This window comes from Nitrospirillum guaranorum, from assembly GCF_034653275.1.
Classification (GTDB): domain Bacteria; phylum Pseudomonadota; class Alphaproteobacteria; order Azospirillales; family Azospirillaceae; genus Nitrospirillum.
Window position 1 is genome coordinate 1,825,366 of the sequence record NZ_JAYEES010000003.1, and the last position, 15,711, is coordinate 1,841,076.

Consider the following 15,711-nt stretch of genomic DNA (forward strand, 5'->3'; position numbering starts at 1 on the left):
ATTTCCGGAAAGGGGATTTGATGGCGCCCCGACAGCGGCGAGGGACTCAGATGGGCGGCGGCTGGGACCGGATGCCGTCAGCGCGCCAAGCGCTGGGACAGTATGATCGAGGAGTTGGTGCGCTCCACCCCCTCCACCGCGCCGATGTCGTCGATCACCATGTTCATTTCCGCGATGGATTCGGTGGAGACGACGGCGATCATGTCGAAGGGGCCGCTGACGGCGTAGAGCTGGCGCACCTGGGGCATGGCCTTCAGCCGCGTTTCCACCTGGCGCGCCGCCTTGGGCAAGAGGGTGATGGCGACGTGGCCCTGGATGCGGCGGGCCAGGTAATCCTCATCCAGGCGGATGGTGAAGGCGGTGATGACCCCGCGCGACACCAGGCGTTCCAGCCGGGCCTGCACGGTGGTGCGGGACACGCCCAGGCGCTTGGCCAGGGTTACGGTGGGCAGCCGGCTGTCCGCCTCCAGCAGGCGCAACAGGGCGATGTCCAGATCGTCAGGTTGAAAACTGTCAGTCTGATTGATCATTCTGCCCACCAATTTCCGTCAGATTGGTCGCATTGACTGTTCATTCCGTCAAGGGTTTGCCCGACAGTCGTTCCCACAGGGAACTTCGGGAAACGGGAGAGCACACATGCGTCGCATCGTCGTCGTCGGGGCGGGGAAGATCGGGTCCATCATCGCGGAGAACCTGGCGGGGTCGGGCGATTACCTGGTGACGGTGCTGGACCGGTCGGCCAAGGCGCTGGAAGGCGTTTCCAAGCGCCTGCCCATCGAACGGCGCGAGGTCGACATCAGCGACGTGGCCGCCCTGACCGAGGCGCTGACCGGCGCCTACGCCGTGCTGAGCGCCGCCCCTTATCACCTGACCATCAAGGTGGCGGAGGCCGCGGCCATCGCCCGCTGCCATTACCTGGACCTGACGGAGGATGTGGCCACCACCCGCCGGGTGAAGGAGCTGGCGGCCAACGCGCCCAACGCCTTCATCCCCCAGTGCGGCCTGGCGCCGGGTTTCATCTCCATCGTTGCCGGCAGCCTGGCCAAGAAGTTCGACACGCTGGAGGCCGTGCGCCTGCGCGTGGGCGCCCTGCCGCGCTACGCCAGCAATTCCCTGGGTTACAACCTGACCTGGAGCACCGACGGCGTCATCAATGAATATTGCGAGCCCTGCGAGGCCATCGTGGAGGGTGCGCTGCGCGAGGTGCCGGCGCTGGAGGAGCGGGAGGAGTTCTGGCTGGACGGCGTGCCGTACGAGGCGTTCAACACCTCCGGCGGCCTGGGCAGCCTAGCGGAGGTGCTGAAGGGCCGGGTCCGCACGCTGAACTACAAGACCATCCGCTATCCCGGCCATTGCCAGTTGATGAAGACCCTGCTGAACGACCTGCGCCTGCGCGACCGGCGCGACCTGTTCAAGACGGTGCTGGAGGGCGCCTTGCCCGCCACCCTGCAGGACGTGGTGGTCATCTTCGTCACCGTCAGCGGCATGCTGGACGGCCAGCTGACCCAGGAAAGCTATTCCAGCCGCGTCTTCGGCGACTACGCCCATGGCCGCCAGCGCACCGCCATCCAGACCACCACCGCCGCCGGCATCTGCGCCGTGCTGGACATGCTGGCCGACGGCCGCCTGCCGTCGCACGGCTTCATCCGCCAGGAAGACATCGCCCTGGATGATTTCCTGGCCAATCGCTTCGGCCGCGCCTATCAGGGAGCGAACCCGGTGGACCAGGTGGTGGCGCGCGTCGCCTGACCCGTTCCCGCCGAAGGCGGACTGAAAAACGAGGATAGCCAAGCGGCCGGATGGCCGCGCCCGGCGCTTGAGGGAAGAGACATGAAGCAGACCAAGGACGATATCCTGGCGGTGCTGGACCGGCTGGGCGTGGACCGGGCCGTGCTGGCGGGCGGCGATATGGTGGCGCGCAGCCCGATCGATGGCGCCGAGGCGGGCCGTGTGACGGCCCTGTCGGCCGCCGACGTGGACGCGCTGGTGCGCAAGGCGCACGCCGCCCACCTGGCCTGGCGCCTGGTGCCGGCCCCCCGCCGGGGTGAGCTGGTGCGCCTGCTGGGCGAGGAATTGCGCGCGGTGCGCGGCGACCTGGGCCTGCTGGTGACCTTGGAGGCCGGCAAGATCGTTTCCGAAGGCCTGGGCGAGGTACAGGAGATGATCGACATCTGCGACTTCGCCGTCGGCCTGTCCCGCCAACTGTACGGCCTGACCATCGCCACCGAGCGGCCGGGCCATCGCCTGATGGAAACCTGGCATCCGCTGGGCGTCTGCGGCGTCATCAGCGCCTTCAACTTCCCCGTGGCGGTGTGGTCGTGGAACGCCGCCCTGGCCCTGGTCTGCGGCAACAGCGTCGTCTGGAAGCCGTCGGAAAAGACGCCGCTGACGGCCATCGCCGTGCAGGCGGCCTTCGACCGCGCCGCGGCCAAGTTCGGATCCGCTCCCGACGGGCTTTCCATCCTGGCCCAGGGGCATGCCGACGTGGGCCAGGCGCTGGTGGACCATCCGCTGGTGCCGCTGGTGTCGGCCACCGGTTCCACCCGCATGGGCCGGGCCGTGGCGCCCCGCCTGGCGGGGCGCTTCGCCCGCGCCATCCTGGAACTGGGCGGCAACAACGCCGCCATCGTGGCGCCGTCGGCCGACCTGGAGCTGGCGGTGCGCGGCATAGCCTTCGCCGCCATGGGCACGGCCGGCCAGCGCTGCACCACCCTGCGGCGCCTGATCGTGCACGAGGCCGTGGCCGACCGCCTGCTGGACCGGCTCGCCGCCGCCTACCGCAGCGTCAAGGTGGGCGATCCGCGCGAGGCCGGCACCCTGGTGGGCCCGCTGATCGACAAGGCCTCGTACGAGGGCATGCAGAAGGCCCTGGCCGCCGCCAAGGCCGCCGGCGGCACCGTCATCGGTGGCGACCGGGTGGATGCGGGCTCCCCCGACGCCTATTACGCGCGCCCGGCGCTGGTGATCATGCCGGACCAGGCCGGCCCCATGCTGGAAGAGACCTTCGCCCCCATCCTCTACGTCGTGCGCTATCGCGACCTGGACCAGGCCATCGCCCTGCAGAACGGCGTGCCGCAGGGCCTGGCCTCCAGCATCTTCACCACCGACATGCGCGAGGCCGAGACCTTCATGAGCCCGGCCGGGTCGGATTGCGGCATCGCCAACGTCAACCTGGGCCCGTCGGGAGCCGAGATCGGCGGCGCCTTCGGCGGCGAGAAGGAAACGGGCGGCGGGCGCGAGGCCGGGTCGGACAGCTGGAAGGCCTATATGCGGCGGGCAACCAACACCATCAACTACTCCAGCGCGCTGCCGCTTGCCCAAGGCGTGCAGTTCGACATCGGTTGAGGAGGGACCGTCCCATGAAGACGCCCACCGTTCAGAAGATCACCCAGGGGCTGGTCGGCCTGGAGGAGGCCGGCCGGCTGATGGAGATGCTGGCCCTGCATCCCGACTTCCTGGCCGACCACGGCGACGCGGTGCCGCGCGCGGCGGTGGCCCAGGCCCTGAACATGCTGCTGTTCCGGGGCCTGCTGCGCGAGGTGCCCGAGGGTGCCCGCTATGTGCGGGAGCAGGGCGGCCGCATGGTGTTCGACCATGGCGCCCTGCGCACGGTGAACGCCCCCGGCCTGGGGGCGCTGCCGCCCGGCCACGCCGCCTTCGCCCGGGTGCTGGAGCCGCTGGGCTATCATGTCGGCGGGACCTACCCGTTGGAGCGGTTGCGCATGATGGGCTACGCCTACACCCACCGCGACTATCCCGACGACATCGCCCAGTTCTTCGTCAGTGAAATCTTCCCCGACCGCTTCTCGCCCGAGGTGCAGGCGGTGGCGCTGGAGGTGTTCCAGGTGAAGGCGGACCCATTGGCCGCCGAGGCCAAGGGCCTGCTGGACCGGCTGGCCGCCGGCGGCACCCTGAGCCTGGACGAGGCGACGGGCCTGGTGGGCGAGCTGGCGCGGCTGTTCGACCGCCACCACCCGGTGCCCACCCTGGCGCAGTATGAGGCGCTGCTGGCGGAATCGGCGGAACTGGCCTGGATCGCCACCGAGGGCAACCGCTTCAACCACGCCACCGACCGGGTGCCGGATGTGGAGGCGCTGGCGGAGGAGCTGAAGGCCCGGGGCTATGAGATGAAGCCCAAGGTGGAGGTGTCGCGCAACGGCACGGTGCGCCAGACGGCGCTGCGGGCGGCCATGGTGGAGCGGCCGTTCATTGACGCCCGGGGCGCCATGGTCAGCCGCGTGGTGCCGGGATCGTTCTATGAGTTCATTTCGCGCGACCCCATCGACACCGAAAACGGCCGCCGGCTGGACCTGCAATTCGACAGCGGCAATGCCCAGGGCATCTTCAAGATGACGGCGGCGGCCTCGGCCTGCTGATCATTTGTGACGGTGCGCGCGCCCGGCCCCATCCTTATGAACAGGGTGGGGCCGGGGGGACGCGACATGGGGCGGCCGAGCCCGTGGCCCGGTGGAGCGAGAGGTTGACCGGATACCGGGATCTCCCCACAATCCCGCGTCTGATCGTTGTCGCCCTGGGGGCTGGGGCAGCCCGGGCCCGGGCGGCTTCGCGCCATAACAGAAAAAAGCATATCCATGACCAATAAAGAGGACCCCGCGCCCGCCACCGCAGCCATCGGCGGTTCGCGCACCCCCCTCATCGTGATCGGCCTGCTGCTGTTGCTGGGGCTGCTGACCGTGGGCGGCATCATGCTGTACCAGCACCACAAGGCCAGCTCGGCCAAGTCCGCCGCGACCGAGGCGCAGAAGCCGGCGGGGCCGCCCTGGGCCAAGAATTGCGCCAAGGACGCCAATGGCGGCGACGTTTGCTATGTCGAGCAGTTCGCCATCGCCAACCCGGGCAACGCCGTCGTGCTGCACGTCCAGATCGGCTACATGTCGGCCGACGGCAAGCCGGTTCTGGTCATCACCGTGCCGCTGGGCACGCCGGTGCAGCCGGGCCTGCAACTGACGCTGGACGGCGCCAAGCCCATCCCCCTGCCGCTGACCCTGTGCCAGCAGGGCGGTTGCATCGCCTCCGCCAACCTGGACCAGGATGTGCTGAAGCAGTTCACCACCGGCAAGGTGCTGATGGTGCGCTACGCCAAGCCGGACAAGACGCCCATGGACGTGCCGGTGCAGCTGGGCGGCTTGGCGCCCGCGCTGCAGACCCTGGGGCCGCCGCCGGCCCCCAAGCCGGCTGACAAACCCGCCGACAAGCCAGCGGATCAGCCGAAGAAATAAGCCGGGTCCGGATCAAAGAAAAAGGGCGGCGTCCTCTTGTGGGCGCCGCCCTTTGTCGTTGGGGGTCGCCCCCGCCTGTCAGTTTCCCGGGATCAGTTTCCCGGTGTCAGGTTCCCCGGGCCTTGGACTTGGCGTCCAGCGCCGTGGCGGTGCGCGGGGTCATGTCGTCCAGGTTCCAGTCGGCCGGATTGAAGGGCCGGGTGCTGGGCTTCTCATTGGGGTAGCCGTGGATGTCGTCCTGGCTGTTGATGATCTCGCCCCGGCCCTCGGCCACGTCGGCCAACAGGCGCACGTCGTCGTAGTCGCGGTCCCAGGGGCGGGCGCCGGCGTTGTGCAGCACGGACTTCTGCACCTCGGCCGCGGGCAGGGGCGTCAGCCCTTCCGGCCACAGCGGTGGCTTGTCCATCTCGATCACCTTGGCGGGGGAGGTGGTGTAGCGGCCCATCAGAGGCAGCGGCTCGCCCGCCCGGTCCACGGCGATGTTGTCCTTGCCGTAGTACTCCAGGTCGCCATAGCCGCCGATCTCCAGGAACGCCAGCGGCGTGGGGGTGGAGGGGCCGGCGCGCAGCACGTTGCCCACCGCCGCCATCTGGCCCACCTGGTAGGGATGGTCGCCCCATTCCTCGGCCTGCAGGTTGTAGTGCACCGCCCGCTGGCCGGGATCGTAGATCAGGTTATTGACGATGACGCCGTGGACGCCGCCCTTGAACAGGGGGCTGCGCTCCACATTGTGGGCGTACAGGTTGCCGACGATCAGGATGTCGGTGATGTTGTCGTGGATGAGCGAGCCCTTGGAGTGCTCGATCTTCAGGTGGGTGGCCCGGGCCAGGCCCTCGGCGATGATGTTGTTGGAATAGGTGATGCGGTGCGAGGTGTGCTCGCGCCATTCCTCCGGCGTGTTGCCGTTGAAACGGGGGCCGGAGGCGGACAGGTTCTCGTCCGTGGCCCAGGTCAGGCTGCAATGGTCGACGATGACGTTGTAGGCGGCCTTGACCGTGCTGAAGGCGTCCTCTTCCCAGCCGCTTTTCTTGGGCGCGCCGGCGTCGCCCACGCGGATGCGGATGTGCTGCATCACCACGTCGTGGGCGCTGACGTCCATGCCGCCGCGTATCAGGGTGATGCCGGGGGAGGGCGCGGTCTGTCCGGCGATGGTGACGAAGGGCTCGTCCAGCTTGATGGTCTTCTGGTTCAGGTCGATGACGCCGCCGACCTCGAACACGATGATGCGCGGACCCTTGGTCTCGATGGCCTCGCGGAAGGAGCCGGGCCCCTCATTGTTCAGGTTGGTCACCTTGATGATCTTGCCGCCGCGCCCGCCGGGCGTGTGCGCCGCCCAGCCCACGGCGCCGGGGAAGGCCAGCTGGTCCGCCTTCTCGGCGGCGCCGGCGCTGCTGACGGCCACACCGCCGGCGGTCAACAGCGTGGCCATGGCGGTGGTGGCCAGAATACGTCTGATCAACGGTCTATCCTCCCGGTCTTTGTTATGGCGATGGCGGGCCCCGTCACGTCAAGCGTGCTGGACCCGTCACTCGGGGTCAATAAATGACACCGGTTTCCTAATGGGGCAAGGGTGCAATTCCAGGGGTGCGGCGGAATGACGCCCAAGCCGGGGAAGGACGGCGGGAGGAAGGGAAACAAATCCCTTTTGCGGCGGCGCGCGGGACGCGGCATGGTAGGGACTTGGAAGCGGGCACTTCGAACGGAAGTCCCTGAAGAAGAAAAACGAGAAGACGACCAACGATGACCCAGGACGCGCAGCGCAGGGGGCGCCCCCGGCGGGGACGTGCCGCCGCCATCCAGACCGTGGCCATGGAGGCCGTGACCTGGACCCTGGACCGGCCGCCCACCATCAACGACGTGGCCCGCCTGGCGCATGTGTCCAAGAAGACGGTGTCGCGCGTCATCAACCAGTCGCCCTTCGTGAATGAAGAGACGCGCGCCATCATCAACGGCATCATCGAGCAGATCGGCTACGTGCCCAGCCCCCAGGCGCGCGGCCTGGCCTTTCAACGCTCCTTCCTGCTGGGCCTGGTCTATGACAACCCCAACGCCCAGTTCATCGTGAACATCCAGGAAGGCGTGCTGGCCGCTTGCCGCCTGGCGGGGTTCGAACTGGTGGTGCATCCCTGCGACCAGAAAAGCCCGCATTTCCTGAACGACGCCAAGCAGTTCGTGCAGCGCCAGAACCTGGACGGCGTCATCGTCGTGCCGCCCGCGTCGGAAAACCCGCAACTGGTCGAGGTGTTGCGCGACCTGGGCTGCCGCTATGTCCGCCTGTCCGCCGTGTCGCTGGACGAGGCCGCCAACATGGTGGTCTACAACGACCGCCAGGGGGCGGCGGAGGTGGCGGAGCATCTGGCCGGCCTGGGGCACCGCGATATCGGATTCATCGCCGGCCCGTCGCGCCACCGCTCCGCCCACGAGCGCCGGGAAAGCTTCGTCGGCGCGTTGAAAAGCCACGGCATCACCCTGCGCCCCGAAATGGTGGAGGAGGGGGCCTACACCTTCGAATCCGGCGAGGTCTGCGCCACCCGCCTGCTGACGCGGGAGCCCCGGCCCACCGCCATCTTCGCCAGCAACGACGAGATGGCGGCCGGTGTCTACAAGACGGCGCAGCGCCTCGGCATCAGCATCCCCCGCGACCTGACCATCGTCGGTTTCGACGACAGCCCCATCGCCACCCGGCTGTGGCCGTCGCTGACCACCGTGCGCCTGCCGGCCAAGGATCTGGGGCGGCTGGCGGCGGAAAAGCTGATCGTCCGCATCTCCAGCGATGAGGAGGAGGGCCACACCGCCACCGGCGTCGTCAGCCGCATGGTGGTGCGCGAGTCCTCCGTCCCGCCCCGAGGCTGAAATTCCACGGCCCTTGCGTTTTTCCATCGCCAAAAACGCGATGCGAAATTGACACCGGTTACCAAGATCGGTACCACAGGGGCGGGAGGAGGGTGGACCCGGGGTGCCGGGAACCGCCCCATGAACGGCTGGGCGCCCGCGCGAAGACCGGCGGGAACCAGCCCGGTGGATATTGCCCGGTGGACATTGAAGGAAGGCCCGCATGGCCCAGCACCTGACCCTGCATGACGATCGCCTGTTCCCAGCCGACCCCGCGGTGCGCGCCATCGCGCGGCGCCTCTACGCGGCGGTGAAGGGCCTGCCCATCATCAGCCCGCATGGCCACACCGACCCGTCGTGGTTCGCCGGCAACGAGGCCTTCCCCAACGCCACCGCCCTGCTGCTGCAGCCCGACCACTATCTTTACCGCATGCTCTACAGCCAGGGTGTGACCTTGGAGCAGCTGGGCATTCCCGCGTCCGGCCAGCCGGCTCCGGGCGTGGACCCGCGCGAGGCGTGGCGCCTGCTGGCCGGCAACTTCCACCTGTTCCGCGGCACGCCGTCCTCCACCTGGCTGAACCACGTTTTCACCCAGGTCTTCGGCCTGGACGTGAAGCTGAGCGCCGAAACCTCCGACCTTTACTTCGACACCATCACCGCCAAGCTGGCGACGGAGGACTTCCGCCCCCGCGCCCTGTTCGAGCGCTTCAACATCGAGGTCATCGCCACCACGGAAAGCCCGGTGGACACGCTGGCCCACCATGAGGCCATCCGCGACAGCGGCTGGAAGGGCAAGGTCATCACCGCCTACCGCCCAGACGCGGTCATCGATCCGGAGCATGAGAACTTCCGCCCGGCCATGGAGCAATTCGCCGCCATCACCGGGGAGGATGTGTACAGCTGGTGGGGCTATCTCAACGCCCACCGGAAGCGCCGCGCCGACTTCAAGGCCGTGGGCGCCACCAGCAGCGACCATGGCCATGTCACCGCCGCCACCGCCGACCTGTCGCCGGCCGATGCCGAGGCCTTGTTCGCCCGCGTGGTGAAGGGCACCTTCACCGCCGTGGACGCCGAGCTGTTCCGTGCCCAGATGCTGACCGAGATGGCGGGCATGAGCCTGGAGGATGGTCTGGTCATGCAGATCCACCCCGGCTCCTTCCGCAACCACAACCGCCAGATCTTCCAGCGCTACGGGCGCGACAAGGGCGCCGACATCCCGCTGCGCACCGAATACGTCCACGCGCTGAAGCCGCTGCTGGACCGCTACGGCAACGATCCCCGCCTGTCCGTCATCCTGTTCACCTTGGACGAGACGGTCTATGCGCGCGAGTTGGCGCCGCTGGCCGGCCACTATCCGGTGCTGAAGCTGGGCCCCGCCTGGTGGTTCCACGACAGCCCGGAAGGGATGATGCGCTTCCGCGAGCAGACGACGGAAACGGCCGGCTTCTACAACACCGTGGGCTTCAACGACGACACCCGCGCCTTCCTGTCCATCCCCGCCCGGCACGACGTGGCCCGCCGGGTGGACTGCGCCTTCCTGGCGCGCCTGGTGGCGGAACACCGCCTCGACGAGGACGACGCGGCGGAGGTGGCCGTCGACCTGGCCTACCGCCTGCCCAAGCGCGCCTACAAGTTGGACTGACGATGGGGCGCGGCATGGGCGACGCCGTTCACGCCGCGCCTCTGACCCAAGCGGGGAAACCACAAACAAACGGGGAGAATGGCCATGTTCAAGAAGGTGTACCAGGCGACCCATCCCGACATGATGGATGGCGCCCGTAACCAGCAGCTGCGCGACCGCTACCTCATCACCGACCTGTTCGTGGCGGGTGAGGTCAGCCTGAACTATTCTCACAATGAACGCTTCATCATCGGCGGCGCCGCGCCGGTGAACGCACCCCTTGATCTGCCCGTGCAGACGGAACCGGCCTCGGCCGCCGGCAAGCCCTTCCTGGAGCGCCGGGAACTGGGCATCGTCAACGTTGGTGGCGCCGGCACGGTCACGGTGGACGGCACGATCTACGACCTGGCGTCGCGCGACGGCCTGTACGTGCCCATGGGGACGGCGACGGTGGTGTTCGCCTCGACCGACGCCGCCCACCCCGCGAAGTTCTACCTGGCCAGCACGCCGGCCCACGCCCGTTTCCAGACGGTGAAGATCTCCATCGACCAAGCCGTGCCGCTGGAGCGCGGGGCGCTGGAGACCAGCAACGAGCGCACGATCTACCAGTACATCGTGCCGCAGACCTGCCAGTCGGCGCAGCTGCTGCTGGGCCTCACCATGCTGAAGCCGGGCAGCGTGTGGAACACCATGCCACCCCACCTGCACGACCGCCGGTCCGAGGTTTATTTCTACTTCGATATCAAGGACGACCAGCGCGTCTTCCACTTCATGGGTGAGCCGGAGCTGGCCCGCCACATCGTGGTCGCCAACGAGGAGGCGGTGGTTTCGCCGCCCTGGTCCATCCACATGGGCTCCGGCACCGCCAACTATTCCTTCATCTGGGCCATGGGCGGGGAAAACCTCGATTATACCGACATGAAGGTGCTGGACATCTGCCAGCTGCGTTGAGGGAGGGCGACCCCATGGCTTTCAACCCGTTCGATCTGACGGGCCGCGTGGCCCTGGTCACCGGCGCCAACACCGGCCTGGGGCAGGGGCTGGCCGTGGCGCTGGCCCGGGCCGGCGCCGACATCGTGGCCGCCGGCCGCAGCACGCCGACGGAGACCGAGACGGCGGTGACCGAGGTGGGCGCCCGCTTCCACTTCGTCCATGCCGATCTCGACAGCGTCGGTGTGGTGCAGCAGGTGGTTGACCAGGCCGTCGCCGCCTTCGGCCGCATCGACATCCTGGTCAACAACGCCGGCACCATCCGCCGGGCCGACGCCCTGGAATTCTCCGAGGACGATTGGGACCTGGTGATGAACGTCAACCTGAAGACGCCCTTCTTCCTGGCCCAAGCCGCGGCGCGCCAGATGGTGGCGCAGGGCGCCCAGGGCAAAGGCGGTGGCGGCAAGATCATCAACATCGCCTCCATGCTGTCCTTCCAGGGCGGCATCCGCGTCGCGTCCTACACCGCCAGCAAAAGCGGCATCGCGGGTTTGACCAAGCTGTTGGCCAACGAGTGGGCGGCCAAGGGCATCAACGTCAACGCCATCGCCCCTGGCTATTTCGCCACCAACAATACCGAGGCGCTACGCAACGACGAGACGCGCAACCGCGACATCCTGGCCCGCATCCCCGCCGGCCGCTGGGGCCGTCCGGAGGATCTGGGGGGCGCCGCGGTGTTCCTGTCCTCATCCGCCGCGGACTATGTCCACGGCACCGTACTGGCCGTCGATGGCGGCTGGCTCGGGCGGTGAGGGGGCGGGAATAGCACGGGACCGGCCACGTCCTTCCTGCGCGGGGGCCTGTCAAAAGGATACCGCCGCCGTTGGTGGATGCGGTACATATCGCCGATTGCAGGTCGCGACGGCGATACCGTGAGATGAGCCCCCACTGTGACTGATGCGCGCCTTCCGTTGAGCCACCGCCCCGGCGTGACCGGATATGTCACCCGCCCCGTGCTGGGTACCATGCTGGCGGTTCTTCTTTGTTCCGCGTTGCTGATCAGCCGTGACGTGGACTGGGTGCTGCACCCCACCTTATGGGCGGAGGACGGCGTCATCTGGTTTCAGAACGCCTATGCCAAGGGCTTGAGGGTCCTCCTTGCGACCAGCGCCGGATACCTGAACCTTTTCCCTTATGCCATGGCCCTGGCCGCCCGGGCCCTGCCTCTGGGATGGCTACCGGGCTGGATGATGGCCGGCGGGTTCGTCGCCCAGGTGGCGCCCGCCGTTTTGCTGCTGGTGCGGGGGGCACCCCTTATCCCATCCCTCTGGGCCCGGGGGGCGCTCGCGGTCTTTTACCTGGGCGTTCCCAATTCCTATGAAATCCATTTGAACCTGACCAACGCCCAGTGGCACCTGATGCTCCTGTCCTTCCTGATGCTGGTGCTGCCCGCGCCGGAGGGGCGGGGCTGGCGGGGGCTGCAGTATGGCGTGTTGCTGATCAACGGGCTGACGGGGCCGTTCTGTCTGTTCCTGGCCCCCGTCGCCTTATGGCAGTGGCTGGGCAGCGCGCCGGAGCAGCGGCGGCACGCCTTCATTCAGGCGGCGATTGTCGGGTCGACCGCCTTGGTTCAGTTCCTGTGCCTGGTCACCGTCGGGGCGGGGGAACGGCAGAGCATGGTGCTGGGGCCCAGCGCCACGCGGCTGGCGCGTATTTTGACGGACCAGCTGTTCTTGAGCGGCCTGTTGGGAACCACCACCGTCAACGTCCTTCAGCAGGACGCGCTCTGGCATCACCCTCTCATGGCCTGGTGCATCGCGCTGGCGGGCTTGTCCACCATCATCCTGGCGCTGGCCAAGGGGCCGTCGAGCTTCCGGAAACTCTGCCTTGCCGGCCTTATCCTGCTCGCTTGCGGCCTGGTCAGTCCGGCCACCGGGGCGTTGGGCGACCAATGGGTCCTGTTTGACATACCGGGCTATGGCGGCCGCTACTTCGTCATTCCCATCCTGATTTTTTTCATCGCCTGTCTGATTTTGGCGTGCAAGGCGCCGGGTAAGTTCCGCATTCCCGCCTGGGCCCTGCTGTGCGTCTTCATGGTTGGGGTGTGGGCGGATTGGCTGTACCCGACGCGCAGCGGCACGTTCGCCGCTTATCACCAGGCGGTCGAGGCCTTCGACAATGCCCCGCCGGGGACCCAGGTTTCCTTTCCGGAGGCCAGCCCCGGTTGGACCATGGTGTTGACCAAGCGCTGAGGCCGGCGGGGCAGTCTTAAGCCTCAGATGCCCGCCCTCAGATCTCAGCATGGAACCGGAGGCCCAGCACGTTGGCCGGGCCCCGGTCGCGGTTGTAGGCGGGGTTGGCCACGAACTGGTAGTCCAGCGTCAGGTTGATGCCGGTCCACAGAGCGGCGCTGTAGTACGCCTCGAGGATGCGCTCGCTGCTGTAGCTGAGGCGCCCGTCGCCCACCAGGATGCCCAGGCCGCCGGCCGCCAGGTAATCGCGGGCGTCGGCGTTCAGCATATTCACCACGCCGGCCAGGCCGGCGGTATCCTTGTCCCGGCCCCAGGAGGCGCCGGTGAGGGACGCGCCGACGGACAGCGACTTGTTCACGTCGGTGAACTCATAGGCCTCTTTGCTGCCGTCGTTGGCGCTGGCGCGCAGGAACAGGCCCCAGTCGTCGCCCATCTGCTGCTCGGCATTCATGGCGAAGCCGGCGCGGGTCGCATAGCGGCGTACGTCGCCCGTATCGGGCACACCGCCGGTCAGCGCGGCCGCCCGCACGGCGTCGCCGTAGCTGCCCATGTTGGCATGGTTCTGGAAGACCAGCACCTTCACCTTGCCGTCCCGGCCCATCAGCTGATGCCGCTCCTCCGCCTCCACCACCAGTTCGTACTGGCCGAAGCCGCGCACCAGGGCCTTGTCGTTGGGCTTGCGCGACAGGTCGAAGACGCCGGCGCGCAGAGTCCACCAGCTCTGCGTCCACTCCGCCGCCGCACCGTAGCTGTAGCCCCAGGCGTCGGCGGCATAGTCGAAGGCGCCGCTGTCCACCACGGTCCAGTTCAGGAAGTCCTTGCGCGGATCATGGGCGTAGGTGTTGGCGTCGAAGATGTCGGTGACGGAGAATTTGCCGGCGGTGATGACGATATTGTCGGCCGTGCGGCTGCCGCCCAGCTGGTTGGCGGCGGCCTCCAGCGGCTGGACCTCGCCCCCCAGATTGAAGGTCTGGCGGAAGAAGGCGCGGTCCAGGCGGATGTAGGGCTCGCTCTCGCCCACCTTGTAAGCCTCGGCACTGGGGAAGCCCGCCACGCCCAGCGTGTTGCTGAGGCCGAAGCCCTGGTCGATCTCCGGGTTGGCGTAGAATTCCATGCCCGGCCACAGGCGCACGCCGGCATAGAGCGTCGCGTCGATCGTCTCATTGCCGCGCGCCCCCGGATCCAGGCTGTTGGCGCCCCGGTAGGGGGAGCTGAAGCTGGGGTGGTACTGCTCCACCAGCGTGAACTGGCCGTGCAGGCTCCAGCTTTCCGCCTCCGGCATGTCCGCCTCGGCGGCCAGCGCCGCGCCGCAGGTCAAGGCAAGGATAGGCGTGATGGTGAGAAGCGTTTTCATTTAAATAACTCGCCCGCCGGAGCATGAATTCAACAACCGCGTTCCTTTGGCAAAGTTCCGTTACGGATTTGCGATGGGGAACGCTGTCGTTATACGGTTTCGGCGGGCGGTATGCGCCCATACGAAGGTTTGGGCAAGTCGGGCGTTTTGTCGCAGTGCTATCCGATTGTTCTGTTATTTCATAACGTTAGTGACGTTATTTCATAGCATTGGGCAGCCAAAGCGACAGGAACGGGATGTAGGAGACGAGCATCAGCACCACGCCCGCCGCCAAGTAAAACGGCCAGATGGAGCGCATGAGCTGGCCCACCGGCACCTTGCCGATGGCGCTGCCCACGAACAGGACGGAGCCGATGGGCGGGGTGATCAGGCCGATGCCGCCGTTCAGCATCATGATGACGCCGAACTGCACCGGATCGATGCCGAAGGCCTTGGCCACCGGCAGGAAGATGGGGGTGCAGATGATGATCTTGGGGCCCATGTCCATGAAGGTGCTCAACGCCAGCAGGATGAGGTTCATGATCAGCAGCACCATGACCTTGGTGCCGGCCATGGCCTTCAGCGCATCCACCGCCGCCGCCGGCACCTGCAGGTAGGACATCAGCCAGCCGAAGGCGCTGGCCGCGCCGATCATGAACAGGATGATGCCGGTGGTGTGGGCGGACCCGGCGCAGCATTCCTTGAAGTCGGCCCAACCCAGGCGGCGGTAGACCGCGACCGTGACGATGACGGCGTAGACCACGGCGATGGCGGCACTCTCCACCGCCGTGAAGATGCCGGCGCGCACGCCGCCGAACACCAGCACCACCAGAGCCAAGCCGGGGCTGGCGGAGATCAGGCGCCGCACCACCGCCGCCATGCCGGGGAAGGGCTCGACGGCGTAGCCGCGCTTGCGGGCGATGAGGTAGGCCGTGACCATCAGGGCGGCGGCCATCACCACGGCGGGCAGGATGCCGGCGGCGAACAGATCGGCGATGGAGATACCGCCGCCGCCCGCCGCGGAATAGAGGATCATGTTGTGCGAGGGCGGCACCATCAACGCCACCAGGGCGGAGGTGATGGTGACGTTGACGGCGTAGTCGCGGTCGAAGCCGCGCGCCACCATCTGCGGGATCATGGTGCCGCCGATGGCCGAGGCGTCGGCGATGGCGGAGCCGGAGACGCCGCCGAAGAAGGCGGAGGCCAGCACGTTCACCTGGCCCAATCCCCCGCGCAGGTGGCCCACCAGGGCGGAGGCCAGGCCGATGAGGCGTTCGGAGATGCCGCCGCGCATCATCAGCTCACCGGCGAAGATGAACAGCGGAATGGCGATCATGGCGGTGGAACTGATGCCCGAGGTCATCTGCTGCACCAGCACCATGGGCGGCAGGCCCAGGGTGACGATGGCGGCGACCGACGCCGCGGCGAGGGAGAAGCCCACCGGCACGCCCAGCAGCAACAGGACGGCGAAGGCGCCGAAGAGGACGGCGATATCCATGGCGC

At 67.7% G+C, this 15,711-nt stretch carries 13 protein-coding genes; 9 read left to right on the plus strand and 4 right to left on the minus strand.

The window, feature by feature from the left end; translation table 11 throughout:
- Window positions 1-77 precede the first annotated feature (77 nt).
- On the minus strand, window positions 78-530 hold the full coding sequence (locus tag UAJ10_RS17305; protein WP_322916459.1) for an Lrp/AsnC family transcriptional regulator: 453 nt from the start codon (window positions 528-530) through the stop codon (window positions 78-80).
- 106 nt (window positions 531-636) lie between these two features.
- On the opposite strand from UAJ10_RS17305, the gene UAJ10_RS17310 reads away from it, so the two are divergent.
- From UAJ10_RS17310 to UAJ10_RS17325, 4 genes are all read left to right on the plus strand, one after another.
- Window positions 637-1,749 (plus strand): saccharopine dehydrogenase family protein, encoded by a 1,113-nt coding sequence (locus UAJ10_RS17310; protein ID WP_322916460.1) that lies wholly within the window; start codon window positions 637-639, stop codon window positions 1,747-1,749.
- 81 nt (window positions 1,750-1,830) lie between these two features.
- Window positions 1,831-3,345, plus strand: a complete 1,515-nt coding sequence (gene amaB / locus UAJ10_RS17315) for an L-piperidine-6-carboxylate dehydrogenase (protein WP_416235375.1) — start codon at window positions 1,831-1,833, stop codon at window positions 3,343-3,345.
- Between the two features lie 14 nt (window positions 3,346-3,359).
- Window positions 3,360-4,376: a 2-oxoadipate dioxygenase/decarboxylase family protein gene (locus tag UAJ10_RS17320; RefSeq protein ID WP_322916461.1), complete on the plus strand. Its 1,017-nt coding sequence runs from the start codon at window positions 3,360-3,362 to the stop codon at window positions 4,374-4,376.
- Window positions 4,377-4,592: 216 nt separating this feature from the next.
- Window positions 4,593-5,240, plus strand: coding sequence for an invasion associated locus B family protein (locus UAJ10_RS17325; protein ID WP_322916462.1), 648 nt, complete (start codon window positions 4,593-4,595; stop codon window positions 5,238-5,240).
- Between the two features lie 106 nt (window positions 5,241-5,346).
- On the opposite strand, the gene UAJ10_RS17330 is transcribed toward UAJ10_RS17325, so the two are convergent.
- Window positions 5,347-6,699 carry a pectate lyase family protein gene (locus tag UAJ10_RS17330; RefSeq protein ID WP_322916463.1) on the minus strand — a complete coding sequence of 451 codons (1,353 nt, stop codon included), beginning with the start codon at window positions 6,697-6,699 and terminating at the stop codon, window positions 5,347-5,349.
- 281 nt (window positions 6,700-6,980) lie between these two features.
- On the opposite strand from UAJ10_RS17330, the gene UAJ10_RS17335 reads away from it, so the two are divergent.
- The 5 genes from UAJ10_RS17335 to UAJ10_RS17355 all read left to right on the plus strand — a co-directional run bounded on the left by UAJ10_RS17335 (window position 6,981) and on the right by UAJ10_RS17355 (window position 12,875).
- Window positions 6,981-8,093: a LacI family DNA-binding transcriptional regulator gene (locus UAJ10_RS17335; RefSeq protein ID WP_322916464.1), complete on the plus strand. Its 1,113-nt coding sequence runs from the start codon at window positions 6,981-6,983 to the stop codon at window positions 8,091-8,093.
- A gap of 202 nt (window positions 8,094-8,295) precedes the next feature.
- Entirely contained in the window at window positions 8,296-9,714 is a 1,419-nt protein-coding gene (gene uxaC / locus UAJ10_RS17340; RefSeq protein ID WP_322916465.1) for a glucuronate isomerase, read from the plus strand.
- 84 nt (window positions 9,715-9,798) lie between these two features.
- A complete protein-coding gene (gene kduI / locus UAJ10_RS17345; protein WP_322916466.1) occupies window positions 9,799-10,644 on the plus strand; it encodes a 5-dehydro-4-deoxy-D-glucuronate isomerase in 846 nt (281 codons plus the stop codon).
- Window positions 10,645-10,658: 14 nt separating this feature from the next.
- Entirely contained in the window at window positions 10,659-11,435 is a 777-nt protein-coding gene (gene kduD / locus UAJ10_RS17350) for a 2-dehydro-3-deoxy-D-gluconate 5-dehydrogenase KduD (RefSeq protein ID WP_322916467.1), read from the plus strand.
- 138 nt (window positions 11,436-11,573) lie between these two features.
- The gene (locus UAJ10_RS17355) at window positions 11,574-12,875 is read left to right on the plus strand and encodes a hypothetical protein (protein ID WP_322916468.1); all 1,302 of its coding nucleotides are present in this window, start codon (window positions 11,574-11,576) and stop codon (window positions 12,873-12,875) included.
- A gap of 37 nt (window positions 12,876-12,912) precedes the next feature.
- Here the strand turns inward: UAJ10_RS17355 and UAJ10_RS17360 are convergent, their stop codons facing one another.
- Together UAJ10_RS17360 and UAJ10_RS17365 are read right to left on the minus strand one after the other, a co-directional pair.
- A complete protein-coding gene (locus UAJ10_RS17360) occupies window positions 12,913-14,229 on the minus strand; it encodes a carbohydrate porin (protein WP_322916469.1) in 1,317 nt (438 codons plus the stop codon).
- Window positions 14,230-14,425: 196 nt separating this feature from the next.
- Window positions 14,426-15,706 carry a TRAP transporter large permease gene (locus tag UAJ10_RS17365; RefSeq protein WP_322916470.1) on the minus strand — a complete coding sequence of 427 codons (1,281 nt, stop codon included), beginning with the start codon at window positions 15,704-15,706 and terminating at the stop codon, window positions 14,426-14,428.
- Window positions 15,707-15,711 lie beyond the last annotated feature (5 nt).

Bases quoted from the DNA above. Each gene is read 5' to 3' on its own strand.
- UAJ10_RS17305 (WP_322916459.1), bottom strand. From the start codon at position 530: ATGATCAATCAGACTGACAGTTTTCAACCTGACGATCTGGACATCGCC.
- UAJ10_RS17310 (WP_322916460.1), top strand. From the start codon at position 637: ATGCGTCGCATCGTCGTCGTCGGGGCGGGGAAGATCGGGTCCATCATC.
- amaB (WP_416235375.1), top strand. From the start codon at position 1,831: ATGAAGCAGACCAAGGACGATATCCTGGCGGTGCTGGACCGGCTGGGC.
- UAJ10_RS17320 (WP_322916461.1), top strand. From the start codon at position 3,360: ATGAAGACGCCCACCGTTCAGAAGATCACCCAGGGGCTGGTCGGCCTG.
- UAJ10_RS17325 (WP_322916462.1), top strand. From the start codon at position 4,593: ATGACCAATAAAGAGGACCCCGCGCCCGCCACCGCAGCCATCGGCGGT.
- UAJ10_RS17335 (WP_322916464.1), top strand. From the start codon at position 6,981: ATGACCCAGGACGCGCAGCGCAGGGGGCGCCCCCGGCGGGGACGTGCC.
- uxaC (WP_322916465.1), top strand. From the start codon at position 8,296: ATGGCCCAGCACCTGACCCTGCATGACGATCGCCTGTTCCCAGCCGAC.
- kduI (WP_322916466.1), top strand. From the start codon at position 9,799: ATGTTCAAGAAGGTGTACCAGGCGACCCATCCCGACATGATGGATGGC.
- kduD (WP_322916467.1), top strand. From the start codon at position 10,659: ATGGCTTTCAACCCGTTCGATCTGACGGGCCGCGTGGCCCTGGTCACC.
- UAJ10_RS17360 (WP_322916469.1), bottom strand. From the start codon at position 14,229: ATGAAAACGCTTCTCACCATCACGCCTATCCTTGCCTTGACCTGCGGC.
- UAJ10_RS17365 (WP_322916470.1), bottom strand. From the start codon at position 15,706: ATGGATATCGCCGTCCTCTTCGGCGCCTTCGCCGTCCTGTTGCTGCTG.